Origin of the sequence: Mycolicibacterium neoaurum ATCC 25795 (assembly GCF_000691525.1) — a bacterium.
Lineage (GTDB): Bacteria > Actinomycetota > Actinomycetes > Mycobacteriales > Mycobacteriaceae > Mycobacterium > Mycobacterium neoaurum.
This window is the reverse complement of record NZ_JMDW01000007.1, coordinates 62,280-82,546: the sequence shown is the minus strand read 5'-3', so window position 1 is coordinate 82,546 and position 20,267 is coordinate 62,280. Positions and strand designations below refer to the sequence as shown.

Sequence of the window (20,267 nt, the reverse complement as noted above, 5' to 3'; positions counted from 1 at the left end):
TTCCCGCCGTCAGCCATAGAGATGTAGAGCACGTGCTGCCTCGGTGGCGACCTGGCCGGCGAGGGATCCGATGGGCGGACCGCCCGGCTGGTGGATGACGTTGGCGAGCACGACGATGTAGGTGTCCGAGCCGGGATCGATCCACAACGAGGTACCCGTGAAGCCGGTATGGCCGAAACTGCCGACGGGCAGCAGCGACCCGCGCGGTGCGGAATGCGCGGTGTCGACATCCCAGCCGAGGGCGCGCACATTTCCGTCGGGCAGCTCCTGGCCACGGGTCATGAGTTCCGCCGACGCCCGTGACAGCGGGAACGTACTTTCACGGCCGGCCAGCCGGTCGAGCAACGCTTGGGCGAACCGGCCGATATCGCCGGCGGTGGTGAAGACACCGGCACTGCCCGTCGCGCCGCCCATCCGGCGGGCTGTCGGGTCGTGGACGGTGCCGCGCAGCAGATGGCCGAAATCGGGATTGCGTCCCGGGGTGTCCCCGTCGTGTGAGGTCGGTGCGATACGCCCCAGCAGGCCGGTCGACCAGGTTCCCGGCGCACACCGATCTGCCCCCGGATCGTCCGGTTCCGGCACCACGGCGCCACCGCGAACACCATGCGGCCCACAGGCTTTCGCCAGCGGCAGATAGCGGGTATCGGCCATGCCCAGCGGTGCGAACACCGCAGCGGCGGCCTGCTCGTCGATATCGCGGCCGGTCAACTTCTCCACGATCGCGCCGAGCAGGATGAAACCGATATCCGAATAGTGGAATCCTTGACCAGGTACGGCCACCACCCATGCACCCTGCGCGCGGCGGAGGCCCTCTGCCTTGTCCGGTTTCGCCAGCCCCCAGGGGCCGTCCAGGCTGAGGTCTCCCGCGATACCCGAGGAGTGGGTGAGCAGCATCCGCACGGTCACCAGCGCGCGGCGCGGATCTCCCGTCGGGTTGAACCCTGGCAGATAGGTCTGCACCGGTTCGTCGAGGTCGACCCTGCCCTGCTCGTGCAGTTGCATCACCGCCGTCGCGGTGGCCAGGCTCTTCGTCAGGGAGGCCAGATCGAAAAGAGTGTCGATGGTCATCGGCTCCGCGGGACCCGGCGCCCCGTCCAGACCCGGTTCGCCGGCCAGCTTGCGGACGCCGAAGGCGCTGCGGAAGACCACGGTGCCGCCGTGTCCGATCTGGATCACCGCTCCAGGCAATCGGTGCGCGGCGATCGAATCGTCGACGGCCCTGCTCAGCGCGGCGAAGGCGGCGGGCGCGATAGGTGCAGGTGGCGCGGTGGGCGCAGCCGAACCGGTGGTCGACGGGGCCGATGAGGGAGCGTAGGCCGGCCGGGGGTGATCCTGCTGGCCACAGGCGGTAACTGCCGCGATGGCGGACACGATTCCGATGGCGCCCATCACGCGGCAGAGCCGGACACGGTTCGTCATCGGTGGACCACGACCTGTCGGGAAACGGTTGACGCAGAGTCGACGACCCCTCGACGCCGACTGCTGCACGTAGCATCATAAACGATTACGTACACAATTGAGACATGCGGAGTCCGGGGGGATGCACAGTGGCTGCCAAGTTGCCGCCGGGACGGCACCGCCTCACGCGCGAAGAGGTCGCCGCCGACCAACGCCGACGGATGATCGCCGCACTCGGTGAGGTGTTGCAGGACAAAGGTTTTGCGGGCACCACCGTCACCGACATCTCCGAGCGGGCCCGGGTCTCCAAACAGACCTTCTACGAGCACTACGACAGCAAGCAGGCCTGCTTCCTCGATGCCTACGCGCGCATACACGACCGGGTCAGCCTCGCCGCAGGCACCCTGCCGGACAAAGCGACCCCCTTGGACGTGTTCAGCGCTGTCCTGACCAACTATCTGGACACCCTGGCCCGCGACCCGGCGATGGCGCGCGTCTACCTCGTCGAGGTCTACGCCGCAGGCCCGGAAGCCCTGCACGCCCGGATGCAGTTGCAGCAGCGGACGGTCGACAGCGTCCAGGAGGTGTTCGGGATCGACGACGAGCAGGGACGGTTCGCGTGCCGCGCTCTCGTCGCGGCGATCGCCTCGCTGGCGACCCACGAATTGGCCGACAGCGACTCCGGTGACGTCCGGTCACTGCACGCGCCCCTGGTCGCGCTGGCCGCGCGACTCTTCGGCACCTAGCAACCCTCGACGGTCGCCACGGCGGCCTCATCGAGCACATCGGCGACCTCCCCGCGCCGGCGCCACGCACCCTGCTGGCGCATCGCACCGTTGCCGGAGCGGTAGACGCGTTCCAACTCGTCGGCCACGAAGCCGTGGTCGCCGACGGTGCGCAGCGCGGGCGTGATGTGATCGACGGACGACCTGAGCAGGTCGATCGCGGGAGCGCACCCGTGGCCGCCGAGATCGACTGCCTCGCCGGCCAACCCGTCATGCGCGGATCGCCAGTACGCGGCGTTCAAAGCGTGAGTATCCCACTGCACCAACGGCGTTCCCCGCTCGTCCTCATCGAGGGCGGTCATCACGGCAGCTCTGATCAGCGCGGCAAGCAACACCGTCTCGGCGACCGTCGCCGGCACGTCGGCCACCCGCACCTCGACGGTGGGGAAATTCGCCGACGGCCTGACATCCCAATAGACCATCCCGTCGTCGAGCATCGCACCCGATTCCACCATCATCTGAACCGCACCGTCGTAGTCATCGGCCGATGCGAAGTACGGGGTCGGTCCGGCGCTGGGCCAGCGTGACCACAGGATGTGACGCCAACTCGCGTACCCACTGTCGGCGTTGCGATAGATCGCCGAATTGGCGGTCAGGCCCAACAGCAACGGCAGCCAGGGACGCAATCTGTTGCTCACCCGGATAGCGGCATCGCGATCCGGAACCGCGACGTGCACATGGCAACCGCTGATGCCCTGCTCCCGGGCGATCATCCCGAATCGGGAGGCGATCTGCCGGTATCGCGGCGTATCGGTGACCGGGAAGTGTTCGGGCAGGGTCGGCGGCAAACCCACGGCCAGCAGTCGGGCCCCGGCGGCATCGGCGGCATCGGCAGCCACCCGCCTCAGCCTGCGTAACTGTCCCGACAACTGAGTTGGACTGTCACAGACCTCGGTGGCGGTCTCGACCTGGCAGCTGGTCAGTTCGAGCTGCAGGTCGACACCGCTGCGCTCGGCCTGCTCGGCGACCAGGCGATTGACCGGCAGCGGGGCCCCCGAGTGGGGATCTATCAGGAGGAATTCCTCCTCGACGCCAAATGTTGGGTGACTGGTCATGATGAGACCTCAGGTGCCCTCGAACCGGCGAAGGGAAACACGGACTACGGGTTTTCCGTGGTCCGTGTGACCAAGTGCGGATGTCACTGTCGAGATATCTCATCGAGGAAAGGGATGCGCGATGCCTACCACCCAGATCATTGTCATCGGCGGCGGATACGCCGGTGTGCTGGCCGCCAACAGAGTGCTCCAGCGGGCCGATGTCGAGGTCGCGTTGGTCAATCCACGTCCCGAATTCGTCGAACGCATCCGGCTGCACCAGCTGGTCGCCGGTAACGACGATGCCGTGGCGGACTACTCGGCGGTGTTGTCACCCCGGGTTCGCCTGATCGTGGACTCTGCCGAACAGATCGATGCCGATGCCCGCAAGGTCATGCTGGCATCCGGATCGGCGCTGGCCTACGACCATCTGATCTACGCCGTCGGCAGCACCGCAGGGGTGCCCGCCTCGGTACCGGGGGCGGCCGAATTCGCCTATCCATTGGGTGAATTGGAGGCTGCCCGCCGGTTGGCCACCAGGATGGCAGCGCTGACGCCGTCGGCACCGATCGTGGTCGTGGGCGGTGGACTCACCGGCATCGAGGCCGCCGCCGAATTCGCCGAGAACGGTCGCGCGGTCACCCTCATCACCGATGTGCTCGGACCGTCGCTGGCCAAGGCCGGCCGTCGTTCGGTGGCCAAGCGGTTGCACAAACTCGGCGTCGATGTCGTGGAGAACTCCCCGGTCGCCGCCATCACCGCCGATCACGTGACGCTCGCCGACGGCCGCGAGGTGCCCGCCGAGGTGACCGTATGGACGGCCGGGTTCGGCGTCCCGACCCTGGCCGTCGCCAGTGGATTGGCCACCGACGCGCAGGGTCGCCTGGTGACCGACGAGACACTGACCAGTGTGAGTCATCCGTCGATCGTGGCCGCCGGTGATGCGGCCGCACCGTCGGCGCTGCCGTTGCGGATGAGCTGCCAACTCGCCATGCCGCTGGCTGCGCAGGCCGCCGACACGGTGCTGGCGCACATCGAGGGCGGACAACCCCGTGTGCTCAATCCGGCGTCGGTGGGTCAATGCATCAGCCTGGGTAGGCACGCGGGCACCATCCAGCTGTCCCGCTTCGACGACACCGCCATCGGATTGCACATCGGGGGACGGTTGGCCGCCACCATCAAGGAGTCGGTGTGCGCCGGGACACTGAACTTCCTGGCCAAGGAGGCGCGCAAGCCGGGCAGTTACTTCTGGCCGCGTGGCGGCAAGCGGGCCGAGCACCTCGCGGCCCGCTCGGTTCAGCCGTAGGTGGCGTCGACGAACCGACTGCGGACCTCGGGAGACGGGATGGGGCAGGTGTCGTACCGACCGCCGACGTGATAGCGCGCCTTGGCGAACGCGGCGTACAGCCGGTCCCGGACGTCGGACGGAATGACCCGCGCCGCCACCGCCAGCTTCCAGAAACCACCCAGATAGTCGGCCACCTGTAGCAGCGCCGCCGACTGGGTGCTCACCGCTTCCCGCTCCGTTCCCGGGTCGCGCACGAAGACGACGGTGTCCAGGTCGGCCAGGCGCGGGTGCCGAGCGATGATGTCGCGCGCGAAGTCACTGTCCAACGCGGCGAACCGCAGTGTTCCGCGGGTGTCGAAGCGCAGGATGGTCCGCACCGCGCTGTTGCAGACCCCGCACACACCGTCGTAGAGCAGGACGGGTGCATTCGACTCGGTCGGCGTGCTCATCGGATCCTCCAGTCCATACCTGACATATCCGTCGGGTTCCCGCACATCTGGTCGGGAAACCCGACGTGGGTCACGATGCCAGAACGTGCGGCACGCGCCGTCAGAGCAGGCAGCCAGGCTGTTTGGCGGCGAGGGCCCGCGGGCATGTCCTGGGCGGTTCGGACCCGTCGATCTCGGGAGTGTCGGTGCGCAAGACGTTGGTGGCCCTGGTCGGCGGACTGCTGGCGGGTGTCGTGCTCGGCAGGCGCACCACCGTGTCCCCACATCCGCCGGCGGTCACCGCGTCGGCGCAGCCCGCCCCCGTACCGGCGAACGAGCCGGATCCCGACGACGCACCCGACCCAGACGACCCGGCGAAGCCCGATTCACCGGCGGACCTGACCAGACCGTCGATGCTCTATGTCCTGCGCAAGACAGCGCGCGAGTTCGGTTCCGACCAGTGCACCGACCTCGCAGCCGCGTTGACCTATTACGCGGTGTTGTCGCTTTTTCCCGGACTTGTCGTGATGGTGTCCCTGCTCGGCGTCTTCGGTCAGGGGAAACGGACCACCGATGCCGTTCTGCAGATCGTCGACGAGTTGGGACCGTCCTCGGCGGTGGACACTTTGCGAGCACCCATCCAACAGCTGGTCGAGGCCCCGTCGGCCGGAATCGCACTCGTCGTCGGCATCACCGGTGCGCTGTGGTCGGCGTCGGGATACATCGGGGCATTCGGACGCGCGATGAACCGGATCTACGAGGTGCAGGAGGGGCGGCCGGCCTGGAAGTTGCGGCCCGTCCAGTTGCTGCTGACCTTCGCCGGGTTGGTCGCTGCGGCCGCTGTCGCGTTCCTGCTGGCAGTCAGCGGACCCCTGGCCGCCGCGGTCGGCGACGCGGTCGGACTGGGTCCGGCCGCCGCCACCACCTGGGCCATCGCCCGCTTCCCGGTCATCCTGATCCTGGTGACCGGTGCCGTCGCCGTGCTCTACTACGCGGCCCCGAACGTGCAGCAACCGAAGTTCCGCTGGATCAGTATCGGCGCCGCCGTTGCGATCGTGATCTGGGTCGTCGCCTCGGTCGGTTTCGGTTTCTACGTCGCCAACTTCGGCAGCTACAACAAGACCTACGGTGCGCTGGCTGGCGTGATCGTCTTCCTGTTGTGGCTGTGGATCACCAACCTGGCGTTGCTCTTCGGTGCCGAACTCGACGCCGAACTCGAGCGGGGCAGACAGCTGCAGGCCGGGATCGCCGCCGAACGCGATCTGCAGTTACCACCGCGCGACAGCCGGGTCAGCCGGAAGAACCGGGCCAAGGAGGAGGCCGATATCACGCGGGGTCGGCTGCTGCGCCGATCTCACGGACGCGACGACGGCTGATCAGTCCGCGGCAGGCCGATCGGTGGTTCCGCCGGTCCCGCCCAGTCGGCTGTGCGCGGTCTCACACTGGCTGACCACGCATGACCTTTGCCCACCGGTCCCGGTGTCCACCCCGGTCGGATGCACGGAGATGTCGGGTCGGCGGACTACGATTCCCCCGGCACCCCGGCCCCGATGGAGAGAACGAGCAGTGAGTTACAACGCCGCAGACATCACCGAACTCGATGATGTCCAGCACACCCGTCTGCGGCCGGCGGTCAACCTGGGCCTCGACGTCCTCAACACCGCCTTGCGGGAACTGGTCGACAACGCGATCGAAGAGGTCGCCGACCCCAGCCACGGCGGATCGACCGTCACCATCACCCTGCACGCCGACGGTTCGGTCACCGTCGCCGATGACGGCCGCGGGCTTCCCGTCGACTCCGACCCGGTGACCGGGAAGAACGGCATCGTCAAGACCTTGGGCACCGCCCGCGCCGGCGGCAAGTTCTCTGCGCATACCGACGCCACCAGCACCGGCGCCGGACTCAACGGGATCGGCGCCGCGGCAGCGGTGTTCATCTCCGCCCGCACCGATGTGACGGTGCGCCGCGCCGGCAAGACCTATCTGCAGAGCTTCGGCGCCGGTTATCCCGGCACCTTCGAGGGCAAGGATTTCGATCCCGACGCGCCCTTCACCCGGGCCGATGCCCAGAAGCTGCGTGGTGTCGGCAACCGCAAACCCGATGCGCACGGCACCGAGGTGCGCATCCTTTTCGACAAGGCCGTCGTCCCGGACTCCAGCATCGATGTCGGCGAGGTGCTGCTACGCGCCCACGCCGCGGCGCGGATGTCACCCGGCGTGCACCTTGCCGTGGTCGACGAGGGGTGGCCCGGCGAGGAGATCCCGGCCGCACTGCTCGAGCCGTTCGACGGACCGTGGGGCAGCGACACGCTGTTGGACCTCATGTGCACCGCGGCGGGCACCCCGTCACCTGCGGTGCGGGCCGTGGTGGAGGGCCGCGGCGAATACACCACCGGACGCGGGCCGACCCCGTTCCGGTGGTCGCTGACTGCGGGCCCAGCCGAACCGGCGACCGTTGCCGCGTTCTGCAACACCGTGCGCACCCCGGGTGGCGGCTCGCACCTGACGGCCGCCATGAAGGGGCTGTCCGAGGCACTGGCCGACCGGGCATCCCGGATCCGCGATCTGGGCCTGGCCAAGGGCGAGGACGGCCCGGAGCCCCAGGATTTCGTGGCGGTGACCGCCTTGGCCGTGGACACCCGCGCACCCGACGTGGCGTGGGACTCCCAGGCCAAGACGGCGGTGTCCTCGCGGTCGCTCAACGTGGCGATGGCCCCCGATGTGGCCCGCAGCGTCACCATCTGGGCGGCCAACCCGGCCAACGGCGACACCGTCTCGTTGTGGACCAAGCTTGCGTTGGAATCGGCCAGGGCCCGGCGTAGCGCGGAGGGCGCCAAGGCCCGTTCACGCGCGGCATCCAAGGCCAAGGGCCTTGGCACCAACCTGTCCCTTCCGCCCAAGCTGCTGCCCAGCCGGGAGACCGGCCGCGGGTCCGGTGCCGAACTGTTCCTGTGCGAGGGTGACTCGGCGTTGGGCACCATCAAGGCCGCCCGGGACGCCACCTTCCAGGCGGCCTTCCCGCTGAAAGGCAAGCCGCCCAACGTATATGGCTTCGCCATCAGCAAGGCCAGGGTCAAAGACGAGTTCGACTCGATCGAGCGGATACTGGGCTGCGGCCTGCGCGACAACTGCGATCCAGAGCTGTGTCGGTACGACCGCATCCTGTTCGCCTCCGACGCCGACCCCGACGGTGGCAACATCAACTCCAGCCTCATCTCGATGTTCCTGGACTTCTACCGCCCGCTGGTCGAGGCCGGGATGGTCTACGTGACGCTGCCCCCGCTGTTCGTCGTCAAGGACGGCAACGAGCGGATCTACTGCCAGGACGAATCCGAGCGCGATGCCGCGGTGGCCGAGTTGAAGGCCAGGTCCAAGCGCAAGGTCGAGGTGCAGCGCAACAAGGGTCTCGGTGAGATGGATGCCGACGACTTCTGGAACACCGTGCTGGACCCGCAGCGGCGCACCGTCATTCGGCTTCATCCCGACGATGCCGAGAAGAAGTTGCATCACATCTTGTTCGGCGGACCACCGGAAGGCCGGCGCACGTGGATGGCCGATGTCGCCGCCCGTGTCGACACCGCCGCTCTGGACCTGACCTAGGAAGATCACCGTGACCGCCACCCTGGACGTACCAGAGCAGAATCCCGATCTGGTGCTCGATCAGAGCGCCGATGACTACTGGAACCACTACCAGCTCACCTTCGCGCTCTACAGCGTCAGCGACCGCGCCATCCCCTCGGCGTTCGACGGACTCAAGCCCGGTCAGCGCCGCCTGCTCTACCAAATGCACGATTCCCGGCTGCTGCCGGGGAACAAGCCGCAGAAATCCTCGAAGATCTGCTCGGCGGTGACCGGCAACCTGCACCCGCACGGCGGGGCCTCGATGTACGGTGCCGCTGCGCTGATGGCCGCCGAATTCCAGCGCGTGAAGGTCATCGACGGACAGGGCGCCTTCCCCCGCATCCAGGGCGACATCCCCGCCGCCGATCGCTACACCGAGATGCGGCTGTCCGCGCCGGGGGCGGCGCTGACAGCCGAACTCGACGATCACGCGGTACCGATGGTGTCGACCTTCGACGGCGAGTGGGTCGAGCCCACCATGTTGCCCGCGCAATGGCCGGTGCTGCTGTGCAACGGCGCGATGGGTATCGCCGAAGGCTGGGCCACAAAGGTTCCCGCGCACAACCCGCGCGAGGTGATGGCCGCATGCCGGGCTCTGCTCGCCAGACCCAACACCACCGACGACACCCTGATGAAGCTTATCCCTGGTCCGGACTGGGGTTGTGGGGCAACCGTTGTCGGTACCGCAGGACTGCGGGAATACATCACCACCGGCCGCGGCCAGCTCACCGTGCGCGGCACCGTCAGCGTCGACGGCAAGAACTGCGTCATCACCGAACTGCCGCCCGGTGTAGCGAGCAACACTGTGCAGGAACGTATTCGGGCACTGGTGGAATCCGGGGAGATGTCCGGTGTCGCGGACATGTCGGACCTCACCGACCGCCGCAACGGCCTGCGCATCGTCGTCACCGCCAAACGCGGGTACAGCGCCGAACAGATCCGCGATCAACTGCTGGCGCTGACACCGCTGGAGTCCACCTTCGCCGCCAGCCTGGTGGCCCTCGACGAGGACCGGGTGCCGCGCTGGTGGAACGTGCGCGAGCTGATCGGCGCGTTCCTGCACCTGCGCGACTCGGTGGTGTTGCACCGCAGCGAGTACCGGTTGGAGAAGGTCACCGCCCGCCGCCATCTGGTGGCCGGCCTGATGAAGATCCACCTGGACATCGACGCCGCCGTCGCGGTGATCCGCAATTCCGACACCGTCGACGATGCCCGGCACGGCCTGCAGAAACGCTTCGAGATCGACGAGGAGCAGGCCAATTACGTTCTGGCACTGCAGCTTCGCCGACTGACCAAGCTCGACGTCATCGAACTGCAGGCCGAGGCCGACAAACTGGACGCCGAGTTCGCCGAGCTCACCGAGCTGGTCACCGATCCCGATGCGCGACGCAAGGTCATCGACAAGGAACTGGTCGAGACCGCCAAGCTGTTCAAGGGTCCCGAGTTCGACCGCCGCACCGTACTGGACGCCGAGGCGACGCCGGTGACCGCCGGTTCCAATGAGGACGGCCCACGTGAGCGCAAGGTCAACACCGCCTGGCGCCTGGATGACCGCGGCGTGTTCTCCGACAGCCACGGCGATCTGCTGACCTCCGGCCTCGGTTGGGCGGTATGGACCGATGGGCGCGTGAAGTTCACCAACGGCAACGGCCTGCCGTTCAAAATCCGGGATATCCCCGTCGCACCGGATATCACCGGGCTGCTGCGGTCCGGTGTACTCAGCGAGGGGTACCACCTCGCATTGGTGACGCGGCGAGGAAAGGTGTTGCGCATCGATCCCGCCGCGGTGAACCCGCAAGGCGCGGCGGGCAACGGCGTGGCCGGGGTGAAGCTCGGCGGTGACGGCGAGCCACCGGACGAGGTGATCGCCGCGTTGCCGTTGTCCTGCCAGAACGGCGAGGCCATCCTCTCGATTTCGGAAAAGGGTTGGAAGGTCACCGAAGTCGCCGATATCCCGGTCAAGGGACGCGGTGGCGCCGGTGTCGGTTTCCACCCGTTCGTCGCGGGTGAGCATTCGCTGCTGTCGGCACAGGTATCGGCCACGGGCTACGTGCGCGGCAAGCGCGCGGTGCGGGCCGAGAAGCGCGCGAAGGCGTCCAACAAGGGGTCCGGCACCGACGTGCTGCCCGCCGAATCACCGGCCTGAGCCAGGGCGAGCTTTCGACCGCTAGGTGATCTGGTCGGGTGCCCGTTCGGAGATGGTCAGGGTGGCACGCAGACCGCCCAGCGGACTGTCATCGAGTTCGAGGCGTCCACCGTGCAGGGCGGCCTGCTGGGTGACCAGCGCGAGCCCGAGGCCCGAACCGCCGGGCGCGGCGGTACTGCCACGGGAGAACCGGCCGAGCACCGCGGTGCGCTCCTCGGCGGGCAGGCCACAGCCGTCGTCGTCGACGACGATCTGCAGCCGATCGGGTAACCGGTTGCAGGTCAGTGTGATCCGGCCGGCACCACCGTGGGTCGCCGCGTTGCGCACCAGATTGTCGACCGCCAGCCGCAGCCCGCCAGACCAACCCCACACCGTGACGTGGTCATCGTCGGCCACCGTGATGTCGACGGTGGGGTGCACTCGCGCGTTCTCCCGCACCACCCGGTCGAGCATGTCGGTCACGTCGATCAGCTCACGGTCCTCGGCCTGGGCGAGCTGACCCGAGGCCAACTGCCCGAGCGCGGTGATGGTGGCCTCCACCCGACGCTGGGCGCGCAGCAGGTCGGCGACCACCTCGTCACGCTCCTCGGCAGGCAGGTCGTGGATGCGCAGCGTATCCAGATCCGCACGCATGGCCGTCAGCGGCGTGCGCAGTTCGTGAGCGGCATTGGCCGCGAAATCCTGAGCGGCCTGCAGGGATCGGGTGGTGGCCTGCTGCGCGGCGGCCAACCTGCTCAGCATGCCCGCCATCGCGTCGGAGAGTTCCTCGGCCTCGCGGGCACCCTTGACATTCGGCACGCCGCCGCTGCCAAGCGATTTGGTCTGCTCGGTCAACCGCCGCAGCGGTCGCACCGCGGGGCCCGCCAGCAGCCAGCCGAACCCACCGGCCACCAGGACGGTGAGCACACCCACCGCGAGATACACCGGAATCCTGGTGGGGCTCAACAGGATACTGTCGGCACGGATACCCAGCGACAGCAGGATGCCGCCACCCTGTTGGTCCATCGGGATGGTCCGCACCCGGTACTCGACACCGTTGACCTCCACGGTCTCGGTGCCCGGTGCCAGGGCTGGGAGCTGAAAGCCGCGCTGGAAGACCACCTGGCCGGTGGAGCGTGACCGGCCCGTGGTCAGCACCCCGCGTCTGGGGTCGGACAGCTGTTCGGGGAACATGCTGGCCTCCACGATCGAATCGAGGCGACGATCCAGTTGGGCGGCATCGTTGTTGGCCAGCACCACCGATGTCAGCACGGTGAATCCGGCGACCACGGCGGCCGCCGCGACGGCGGAGGCGATGGCGACCCGGGTGCGCAGTGACAGCCGAGCCACGGACTACGCCTCCTCCCGCAGCACGTAACCGATTCCGCGGACCGTGTGGATGACCCGGGGGCGATCCTCGCGTTCCAGCTTGCGCCGCAGGTAAGAGATGAACACATCGGCGACGTTGGTGTCGACGTCGAAGTCGTATCCCCACACCAGTTCGAGCAGCCGCTGCCGGGACAGCACCACACCCGCGTTCTCGGCCAGCACCGCGAGCAGGTCGAATTCACGCTTGGTCAGATCGGCCCGCTCCCCGTCGACATAGACCAACCGGCGGGCGGTATCGATGGTCAGCGGGCCCACGATCATCACATCGGATTCGCGTTCGGCGTGACTGGCGCGGCGCAGCAGCGCGTGCAACCGGGCCACCAGCTCACCGAGATCGAACGGCTTGGTCAGGTAGTCGTCGGCGCCGGCCTCCAGACCGGCGATCCGGTCGTTGACGGTATCGCGGGCCGAGAGCACACAGATCGGGATCTCGTTGCCCAGCGCCCGCAGCGCCGTCACCACCGCCACGCCGTCGAGTTCGGGCATCTGCACGTCGAGCACCAGTGCGTCATGGGCCTCGCTGGCCAGCAGTCGCAGCGCTTCGCGGCCGTTGGAGGCCACCCGCACGTCGAACCCGGAATGCCGCAGACCGCGCGCGACCGAGGTCCGGACATCCGGGTCGTCGTCGACCATCAGCACCGTGCGGCCGGTGCTCTCGGATGGGGAATGTTCCAGCGTGGTGCGCACCCCTGGATTATGGCGTGCGCTACGGGATTGCGCGGAGGACCGGGCCGGGCAGGGTGCCGGTGCCCTGGGCGACGGGACTGACCGCGTCCCCGGCTGCGGGTGATCCCGCGACCGGCGATCCTGCCGTGGACGATCCGGCCGTGGATGATCCGGCACCGGTCGGGCCGGTGGCCGGCTGCTGCACGGCCTGCATCAGACCGAGCACCTGAGGCAGCGAGATCGGCAGCTGGCACTGTGCCGACAACCGCACCAGGGGCGCCTGCAGGCGCTGCATATCCTTGGCCGCCCCCGGCTTGGCGTCGAAGTAGGCCTTGGCGGCGGCGAGGGACTGCGGCCCGGCGGGCTGCGCGGCGATCGTGGTCAGCGCCTGATTGGTGTCGGGGTGGGTGTCGAGGTAGTTGCCCATCGAGGTGGCCACCGAACCGATGGTCTTGGCGATCTCGCTCGCCTCACACGGATCGGTCTCCGCCCCGGCGCCCGGCGCCGAGATGACCGCCGCCACGCCACCGGCGGCCAGGCAGCCAGCGAATGTCGCCCACAGGCCGCGACGGAGCGCGGCGGAGCGACTGGGAATCAGATTCATCGGAAATCTCCTTCGGGTGGGACACCACTGCTATGGCTTGCGAACTCCCACTTTCGACAAGGCCCGTATCCCCGACCCGGAACGACCAGCCGCCATCATGCCATCTGCCCGATCACCGAGCCAACCGGCACAGCAAACTCGCAGGTGACGCTGAGGGGCGGACGTTGCGAGGTGGTCACAACCCGGATCGGGCACCGTTCGCCGCACAGCAAGCTGCGGTACGCTCTCGCTTACCAGCATCCGGGGAGAAAGGCCAGGGGCGCCATCCAGCAGTTCATGATGCGCTTGAGCAGCAGCCTGCGCAGATATCGCTGGGCGGTGTTTGTCGTATGGGTGCTGCTTCTCGTGCCCTCCGTATACCTGGCCATCAACCACTCCGACCGGCTGACCGGCGGCGGGTTCGAAGTCGCGGGATCGCAATCGCTGGACCTCCAGCACCAGCTCGAAGAACAGTTCCCCGACCAGGGCGCCTCACCGCTGGCGCTGGTGGCGGTGCCGCGCGCCGACGCGTCCTTCGAGGATATGAACGAGGCCGTCGCGCAGCTGCGAAGGATCGCCGGGGAAGTGCCCTCCGTCACCGAGGCACCCAACCCGCAGCAACCGCCGCCCGCCCCCGACCGGCCCTATGTCGTGCAGTTGAAGGTGGACTTCAACAACAGCGGCGCGGTCGATATCGCCAACCAATTGCGCGACAAGGTCGGTATCGAAGGTGAGCAGGCGGGCCTGTCCGACAACGGCAAGGTCCGGCTCTACGTCATCGGTCAGGGCGCGCTCGGTGCCGCCGCGCAGCAGGCCACCAAACATGACATCGCGCAGGCCGAGAAGTGGAACGCACCGGTCGTCCTGATCATCCTGCTGGCGGTCTTCGGGTCGCTGGCGGCGGCCGCCATGCCGCTGCTGCTCGGCATCTGCACCGTGGTGGTCACCATGGGCGTGGTGTTCCTGCTGTCCCATGTGATGGCCATGTCGGTGTTCGCCACCTCGACGGTGTCCATGTTCGGCATCGCGGTGGCGGTGGACTACTCGCTGTTCATCCTGATGCGTTACCGGGAGGAACTGCGCGCGGGACGGGATTCCGCGCAGGCCATCGACGGGGCGATGGCGACCTCGGGGCTGGCGGTCGTGCTGTCGGGCCTCACCGTGATCGCCTCGGTCAGTGGCATCTATCTGATCAACACCCCGATCCTGCAATCGATGGCCACCGGAGCCATCCTCGCGGTGGCGGTCGCGGTGCTGACCTCGACCACTCTGATCCCTGCGGTGCTGGCGACCTTCGGACGCTCGGCGGCCAAACGATCCCGGCTGCTGCACTGGTCCCGGCGCCCCGACACCACCCAGTCGCGGTTCTGGACGCGCTGGATCGGTGCGGTGATGCGCCGGCCGTGGGTGTCAGCCTCGTGTGCGGCCGTGATGCTGCTGGTGATGGCCGCCCCCGCGTTCGGGATGACGCTGGGCAACAGCATGCTGCGCCAGTTCGACCCCAGTCACGAGATCCGTGGTGGGGTGAACGCCGCCGCCGAGGCGCTCGGTCCCGGCGCGCTGGGCCCGGTGCGGGTGATGGTCACCTTCCCCGACGGTCAGGCCGACGGCCCCGCCGCACAGGCCGCGTTGGCCGCCGTGGGCCGCACCATGGCCGAGGGACCCGATGTCGCGGCCGTGACTCCGCCGGTACTCGGCAAGGACAACGACAGCGCGCTGCTGTCGGCGGTGCTCTCGGTCGACCCCGAGGACTTCCGGGCCCGCGACGCGGTCGACTGGATGCGTACCGAGCTGCCCAAGCTGGACATCGGCAATGCGCAGATCGACGTCGGCGGGCCGACCGCGCTGATCAAGGATTTCGACGACCAGGTGTCCAAGGCCCAGCCGTGGGTGTTCGTCTTCGTCGCCGTCATCGCCTTCGTGATGCTGCTGATCGCGATCAGGTCGGTGTTCCTCGCGCTCAAGGGTGTGCTGATGACCGTGCTGTCGGTCGCGGCCGCCTACGGCAGCCTGGTGGTCGTCTTCCAGTGGGGCTGGTTGGAGGACCTCGGGTTCGCCCCGCTGGAATCGCTGGACAGCACGGTGCCCCCGCTGGTACTTGCGATGACGTTCGGCCTCTCGATGGACTACGAGATCTTCCTGCTCACCCGCATCCGGGAACGCTTCCTGATCACCAACAACACCCGCGACGCGGTCGCCTACGGCATCTCCACCAGCGCGCGCACCATCACCAGCGCCGCGCTGATCATGATCGCGGTGTTCATCGGATTCGCCTTCGCGGGCATGCCGCTGGTGGCCCAGATCGGTGTCGCCTGTGCGACGGCCATCGCGGTCGACGCCACGATCGTGCGGCTGGTCCTGGTGCCCGCGTTGATGGCGATGTTCGACGAATGGAACTGGTGGCTGCCGCGCTGGCTGGACCGCATCCTGCCGTCGGTGGACTTCGAGAAGCCGCTGCCCAAGGTCGATATCAGCGACCTGGTGCTGGTGCCCGAGACGGCCCTCGCCGCGCCCGGCGCCGATCTGCGCATGGTGGTCAAGTCCGCTGCCAAACTCAAGCGGCTGGCCCCGCAGACCGTCGTGGTCGCCGATCCGCTGGCCTTCACCGGCTGCGGACCCGCCCCGGGGGAACGCCGACTGTCCGGGCGACTGCCCACGATCACCTCGACCGGTTCGGTCACCCGGCCCGTGCACCCGGTGACGATGTGGCGCGGCCGGATCAACGTCGCGCTCGACGCACTGGAGACCGCATCGGATTCAGAGCGGCTGCCCGTCCAACGCCGCAGCCCCATCGAGGCGACCACCGTGCAGCTGCCCACCGGCGACCGGTTGCTCATCCCGACCGGTGCCGAGACACTGCGGATGAAGAGCTATCTGTTGATGTGTCGCAACACCACCCGCGACTATGCCGAGTTCGCCCGGCTGGTCGACTCCATGGAAACCGACACCGCAGCCCGCGTCCTCACCGGCATGGACCGGTATTACTGTGGAAAGCGCACTCGGACGCACTGGGTCGCCACCCAGCTCGTCCGCAGGCTTGCCGACCCACGGCCTTCGGACGACCCGGACGCACCGGTCGAGACCGATTGGGACCAGGTTCGGCAGCGATGCCTGTCGGTGGCGGTGGCGATGCTCGACAGAACAGAGCTGGAGGAGGCGAGGTGACGGTGGCAGCTCAGCCCGCTGACGTGTCCCCGGTGGCCGACGGACGGCCCGTCGAATTCTGGCCGACCTCGGCCATCCGCGCCGCGCTGGACAATGACGACCTGGCGGTATGGCAGCGCATCGCCGCGGCGATCAAGCGGGATCCGTTCGGCCGCACGGCGCGTCAGGTCGAAGAGGTGCTCGACACCGCGCACCCTTACGGGGTGTCCAAGGCACTCGCCGAGGTGCTGGACAAGGCCCGGGCGCATCTGGAGGCCAATGAGCGCGCCGAGGTGGCCCGGCATATCCGCGAACTCCTGGAACGTTCCGGGCTCGGCGTCCCGGAATTCGCGTCGCGGATCGGGGTGCCCAGCGAGGACCTCACCGGGTGGCTGGAAGAGAACGGCTCGCCACCGGCGACCCTGATGATCCGGATGCGCAGGCTCTCCGACCGGTTCGCCAGGATCCGCGCCCAGCGCGCCCAGGCATCCGCCGAACGCTGAGCGGGCTGCGCTCAGCGGGCGTTGATCGGCGTCACATCGGTCACCAGCCACTTACCGTCGGTCTTGGCCAGCGTGACCCGCAGTGCCAGCACCGCCACATCGGCCGGTTTGCCCGGGGCATTCTGGGTACCTCGCATGACAACGGCGACGCTGGCCGCTGCCGGACCGATCGCCTCCACCCCTGCCGATACCGTCTGCGCCTGACCGGAGACATTGCGGCTGGTCAGATCCTTTGCCACGGCCTGGAATTCGTTGCGGTAGCTCTCGGCCCGTTCCGGCGACATCAACGCGGTGGCACGGTCGATGCCGGTGTTCGGGCTGCTCGGGCTGAACGTCGCCGAGGCCTCCGCGACGCTGCTGGCGATGCCGACGACCTCGGCGCTGTCACGGCCGAGGTCGCGGTCGGGGACAGTCCACCGGATGTAGCCGACGAAGACGGCCGCGACCGCGAGGACGGTGGCGGTCGCCACGACCCCCAGCCGCAGCAGCGGCCCGTCGTCGTCGGTGCCCACGGTGACGCCGTCACGACGGAACAGCACCGCGTTGACCACCACGCCCTGCAGGATCAGCATGCACAGCGCCGTGCACACCGCAACCCACCAGCGCGGCCAGTCCAGCGCACTGCCGATGAACACCAGCGCCAGGATCGCCAACGCCGGCGCCAGGATGTCGACGCCCGCGACCCGCACCCGGTTGATCATCGGATGGTCTCCAGTCGCGAGATCAGCAGCGAACCGTCGATATCGGAGACACCCAGGCGCAGATTCCAGCGCACCGTGGTCGGCTGGGCGCCGGCGTTCTGACTGACCGAGGTGGCGACCACCAGCACCGTGTCGGTGCGTGATGCCACCGTGGCGAGCTCGGCAGGAGGCGCATCGGTGTCCTTGGCACCGTCGGGGACCCGGTGCATGGACTCGATCGAAACGGACTCGACCTGGCCGACGGTCTGGGACTTCAGCTTGCCGACCAGATCGGCGAACGGGGTCATGGTGGCGTCGAAATCGACGTTGAGCTGGCCGACGGTGCCGTCCCGTAGCTGCTGCAGGTTCTGCGGCGCGTTCTCGGAGTTCATGTTGATCAGGAGCGCGGTCCAGTCCACCGCCGCCTGCAGGACCTCGCTCTGGTGGGTGCGTTCGACCACATCGGCGCGGTGTCCGGTCCACACCATGACGCCCAGCGCCGTGGCGGCCAGGGCGATCACACCGAACACGATGCCGGCGATGCCGTAGCGGGACAGCACCCTGGTTTGCTCATCGGGCATGGCCGTGAGGCTACCGGTGAGCTCTGGCACCATGAGAGTGTGACGTCTACAGAACTCCGCTCCGGCATCGATCTGCGATACGTCGACGCCGATGTGCGCCCCCAGGACGACCTGTTCGGCCACGTCAACGGACGCTGGCTGACCGACTACGAGATCCCCGCCGACCGCGCCACCGACGGTGCCTTCCGCACCCTGGCCGACCGCGCCGAGGAGCAGGTACGCGACATCATCACCTCCGCTTCGGCGGCCGACGGACCCGATGCCCAGCGCATCGGCGATCTCTACGCGTCGTTCATGGACGAGGCCACCGTCGCACAGGTCGGCGTGGCCCCGCTGCGCGCCGAGCTGGACACCATCACCGCCGCGGCCGACCGGGACGCACTGGCAGCGGTGGTGGGCGCCCTGCAGCGCACCGGCGTCGGCGGCGGCGCCGGGGTGTACGTGGACACCGACTCCAAGGACTCCACCCGCTATCTGCTGCACATCTCCCAGTCCGGGCTCGGCCTGCCCGACGAGTCGTACTACCGCGACCCCGCCCATGCCGCCATCTTGTCCGCCTATCCCGAGCACATCGCCCGCATGCTCACCCTCGTCCACGGCGAGGGTGACCATGCCGCCACCGCGCGGCGCATCGTGGACCTGGAGAGCAAGCTGGCCGCGGCGCACTGGGATGTCGTCAAGCGCCGTGATGCCGACCTGACCTACAACCTGCGCACCTTCGCCGAGTTGCCCTCCGAAGCACCGGGATTCGACTGGGCGGGCTGGGTGGGCGCATTGGGCGCGAGTCCCGAAGAAGTGGTGGTCCGCCAGCCGGACTACCTCACGGCGTTCGCCGCGCTGTGGGCGAGCGAAGACCTCCAGTTGTGGAAGCAGTGGTTGAGCTGGCGGCTGATCAGCGCGCGCGCCTCGCTGCTGACCGACGACCTGGTGGCCGAGAACTTCGCGTTCTACGGTCGCACGCTGTCGGGCACCGAGGCCATCCGGGACCGCTGGAAGCGCGGCGTCGGCCTGGTCGAGAGCCTGATGGGCGATGCCGTCGGCAAGCTCTACGTGGCACGGCATTTTCCGCCGGAGGCCAAGTCCCGGATGGACGAGCTGGTGGCCAATCTGCGCGAGGCGTACCGGGTCAGCATCACCAGCCTGCCGTGGATGACCCCGGAGACCCGCACCCGCGCGCTGGAGAAGCTGGACAAGTTCACCCCGAAGATCGGTTACCCGGCCAAATGGCGGGACTATTCGGAGCTGGTGATCGACGCGGGCGACCTGTACGGCAACTACCGGCGCGGCTACGCCTTGGAGTATGACCGTGACCTGGCCAAGCTCGGCGGCCCGGTGGACCGTGACGAGTGGTTCATGACCCCGCAGACGGTGAACGCCTACTACAACCCCGGCATGAACGAGATCGTCTTTCCCGCCGCCATCCTGCAGCCGCCGTTCTTCGACGCCGAGGCCGATGACGCCGCCAACTATGGCGGTATCGGGGCGGTGATCGGTCACGAGATCGGGCACGGGTTCGACGATCAGGGCGCCAAGTACGACGGCGATGGCAACCTGGTCGACTGGTGGACCGATGCCGATCGCACCGAATTCGGGCAGCGCACAACGGCATTGATCGACCAGTACGAGCAGTTCACCCCGCGGGCACTGGATTCCTCCCATCACGTCAACGGTGCCTTCACCGTCGGGGAGAACATCGGTGACCTCGGCGGGCTGTCCATCGCCCTGCTGGCCTACGAGCTGTCCCTCGACGGTAAGGAAGCCCCGGTGATCGACGGCCTGACCGGCGTGCAGCGGGTGCTGTTCGGCTGGGCCCAGGTGTGGCGCACCAAATCCCGTGATGCCGAGGCCATCCGACGCCTGGCCACCGATCCGCACTCGCCGCCGGAGTTCCGCTGCAACGGTGTCATCCGCAATATCGACGCGTTCTACGAGGCGTTCGAGGTCGGCACCGATGACGAGCTGTATCTGGAACCCGAACGCCGCGTCCGCATCTGGTAGCGGGGGCCGGCTCGGCGACCTACCAGGCTTCAGTCGAAGGAGGC

The 20,267-nt window shown here is 68.1% G+C and carries 16 protein-coding genes; 8 read left to right on the top strand and 8 right to left on the bottom strand.

Annotation, left to right across the window (positions count from 1 at the left end; all coding sequences use genetic code 11):
• Positions 1-9 precede the first annotated feature (9 nt).
• Positions 10-1,419: a serine hydrolase domain-containing protein gene (locus IC40_RS0106950; RefSeq protein WP_030134017.1), complete on the bottom strand. Its 1,410-nt coding sequence runs from the start codon at positions 1,417-1,419 to the stop codon at positions 10-12.
• 128 nt (positions 1,420-1,547) lie between these two features.
• Here IC40_RS0106950 and IC40_RS0106945 point away from each other — a divergent pair, with 128 nt between their 5' ends.
• Positions 1,548-2,144 carry a TetR/AcrR family transcriptional regulator gene (locus tag IC40_RS0106945; protein ID WP_030134016.1) on the top strand — a complete coding sequence of 199 codons (597 nt, stop codon included), beginning with the start codon at positions 1,548-1,550 and terminating at the stop codon, positions 2,142-2,144.
• Here IC40_RS0106945 and IC40_RS0106940 read toward each other — a convergent pair.
• The gene (locus IC40_RS0106940) at positions 2,141-3,238 is read right to left on the bottom strand and encodes a glutamate--cysteine ligase (protein WP_030134015.1); all 1,098 of its coding nucleotides are present in this window, start codon (positions 3,236-3,238) and stop codon (positions 2,141-2,143) included. The genes IC40_RS0106945 and IC40_RS0106940 overlap by 4 nt on opposite strands.
• A 121-nt stretch (positions 3,239-3,359) precedes the next feature.
• Between IC40_RS0106940 and IC40_RS0106935 the strand changes: the two genes are divergently transcribed.
• Positions 3,360-4,523, top strand: coding sequence for an NAD(P)/FAD-dependent oxidoreductase (locus tag IC40_RS0106935; RefSeq protein ID WP_030134014.1), 1,164 nt, complete (start codon positions 3,360-3,362; stop codon positions 4,521-4,523).
• Here the strand turns inward: IC40_RS0106935 and IC40_RS0106930 are convergent.
• Positions 4,514-4,954: a thiol-disulfide oxidoreductase DCC family protein gene (locus IC40_RS0106930; protein ID WP_030134013.1), complete on the bottom strand. Its 441-nt coding sequence runs from the start codon at positions 4,952-4,954 to the stop codon at positions 4,514-4,516. The genes IC40_RS0106935 and IC40_RS0106930 overlap by 10 nt on opposite strands.
• Positions 4,955-5,076: 122 nt before the next feature.
• Between IC40_RS0106930 and IC40_RS0106925 the strand changes: the two genes are divergently transcribed.
• From IC40_RS0106925 to IC40_RS0106915, 3 genes are all read left to right on the top strand, one after another.
• A complete protein-coding gene (locus IC40_RS0106925) occupies positions 5,077-6,309 on the top strand; it encodes a YihY/virulence factor BrkB family protein (RefSeq protein WP_234411554.1) in 1,233 nt (410 codons plus the stop codon).
• A 190-nt stretch (positions 6,310-6,499) separates the two neighbouring features.
• Complete coding sequence (locus IC40_RS0106920; RefSeq protein ID WP_030134011.1) at positions 6,500-8,533, top strand: toprim domain-containing protein; 2,034 nt, start codon at positions 6,500-6,502, stop codon at positions 8,531-8,533.
• 10 nt (positions 8,534-8,543) lie between these two features.
• Entirely contained in the window at positions 8,544-10,700 is a 2,157-nt protein-coding gene (locus IC40_RS0106915) for a DNA gyrase subunit A (RefSeq protein ID WP_030134010.1), read from the top strand.
• A 21-nt stretch (positions 10,701-10,721) separates the two neighbouring features.
• Here the strand turns inward: IC40_RS0106915 and IC40_RS0106910 are convergent, their stop codons facing one another.
• From IC40_RS0106910 to IC40_RS0106900, 3 genes are all read right to left on the bottom strand, one after another.
• Positions 10,722-12,029, bottom strand: coding sequence for a sensor histidine kinase (locus tag IC40_RS0106910; RefSeq protein ID WP_030134009.1), 1,308 nt, complete (start codon positions 12,027-12,029; stop codon positions 10,722-10,724).
• 3 nt (positions 12,030-12,032) lie between these two features.
• A complete protein-coding gene (locus IC40_RS0106905; protein WP_167305512.1) occupies positions 12,033-12,701 on the bottom strand; it encodes a response regulator transcription factor in 669 nt (222 codons plus the stop codon).
• A 73-nt stretch (positions 12,702-12,774) separates the two neighbouring features.
• On the bottom strand, positions 12,775-13,338 hold the full coding sequence (locus IC40_RS0106900; protein WP_030134007.1) for a hemophore: 564 nt from the start codon (positions 13,336-13,338) through the stop codon (positions 12,775-12,777).
• 276 nt (positions 13,339-13,614) lie between these two features.
• Here IC40_RS0106900 and IC40_RS0106895 point away from each other — a divergent pair, with 276 nt between their 5' ends.
• On the top strand, positions 13,615-16,482 hold the full coding sequence (locus IC40_RS0106895; protein WP_030134006.1) for an MMPL family transporter: 2,868 nt from the start codon (positions 13,615-13,617) through the stop codon (positions 16,480-16,482).
• A complete protein-coding gene (locus IC40_RS0106890) occupies positions 16,425-16,964 on the top strand; it encodes an XRE family transcriptional regulator (protein ID WP_372494030.1) in 540 nt (179 codons plus the stop codon). Before IC40_RS0106895 ends, IC40_RS0106890 begins: the two co-directional genes overlap by 58 nt.
• A gap of 11 nt (positions 16,965-16,975) precedes the next feature.
• On the opposite strand, the gene IC40_RS0106885 is transcribed toward IC40_RS0106890, so the two are convergent.
• Both IC40_RS0106885 and IC40_RS0106880 read right to left on the bottom strand, forming a co-directional pair.
• On the bottom strand, positions 16,976-17,665 hold the full coding sequence (locus tag IC40_RS0106885) for a hypothetical protein (protein ID WP_030134004.1): 690 nt from the start codon (positions 17,663-17,665) through the stop codon (positions 16,976-16,978).
• A complete protein-coding gene (locus IC40_RS0106880; RefSeq protein WP_036469546.1) occupies positions 17,662-18,225 on the bottom strand; it encodes an Rv1363c family protein in 564 nt (187 codons plus the stop codon). The genes IC40_RS0106885 and IC40_RS0106880 overlap by 4 nt, the downstream gene beginning before the upstream one ends.
• A 39-nt stretch (positions 18,226-18,264) precedes the next feature.
• On the opposite strand from IC40_RS0106880, the gene IC40_RS0106875 reads away from it, so the two are divergent.
• On the top strand, positions 18,265-20,223 hold the full coding sequence (locus IC40_RS0106875; protein ID WP_030134002.1) for a M13 family metallopeptidase: 1,959 nt from the start codon (positions 18,265-18,267) through the stop codon (positions 20,221-20,223).
• Positions 20,224-20,267: the final 44 nt, after the last annotated feature.